The organism is Streptomyces sp. SID13726 (assembly GCF_010548375.1).
In the GTDB taxonomy this organism is placed as follows: Bacteria; Actinomycetota; Actinomycetes; order Streptomycetales; family Streptomycetaceae; genus Streptomyces.
The window spans coordinates 1-789 of record NZ_JAAGLY010000085.1; the positions used below are offsets into that span (position 1 = coordinate 1).

At 70.0% G+C, this 789-nt stretch carries 1 protein-coding gene; it reads left to right on the forward strand.

What is annotated here, in order from left to right:
• On the forward strand, positions 1 to 789 hold a 789-nt coding region (locus G3I78_RS46460; RefSeq protein ID WP_164436590.1), incomplete at both ends, for an ABC transporter ATP-binding protein.

Below are 789 nucleotides of genomic sequence, written 5' to 3' on the forward strand. Positions count from 1 at the left end.
GACAAGGCCTGGTACCCCGCGGCCACGGACGTGAGCTACGACCTCCACTCCGGTGAGGTCCTCGCGATCGTCGGCGAGTCCGGCTCGGGCAAGTCCCAGTCGTCGCTCGCGTTGCTGGGCCTCCTCCCGCCGAACGGTCGCGCGCGCGGCTCCGCCAAGCTCGGCGACCGCGAGCTCATCGGCATGACGCACGGCTCGCTGCGGCACGTCCGCGGCAAGGAGATCTCCATGATCTTCCAGGAGCCGATGACGGCGCTGAACCCCGTGTACACGGTGGGCTTCCAGATCGTCGAGACCATCCGGACGCACTTCAACGTCGGTCCGGCCGACGCGAAGAAGCGCGCGATCGAGCTCCTGCGGCTCGTGGAGATCCCGGAGCCCGAGCGTCGCTTCGACGCCTACCCGCACCAGCTCTCCGGCGGCCAGCGCCAGCGCGCGATGATCGCCCAGGCCCTCGCGTGCGACCCCAAGCTGCTCGTCGCCGACGAGCCGACCACGGCGCTCGACGTCACGGTCCAGGCGGAGATCCTCAAGCTCCTGCGCGACCTGCGCTACCGCGTCGACGCGGCGATCATCCTCATCACGCACGACATGGGCGTGGTCGCGGACATGGCCGACTCGATCATGGTCATGAAGGACGGCCAGGTCGTCGAGCGCGGGACGTCGGCGGAGATCTTCGGCAACCCGCAGCACCCCTACACGGTGCGCCTCCTCGAGGCGGTCCCACACCTCGGTTCGAAGCGCGACGCGACCACGGTGACGGACCGCGTTCCGTCCGGTGCGGCGACG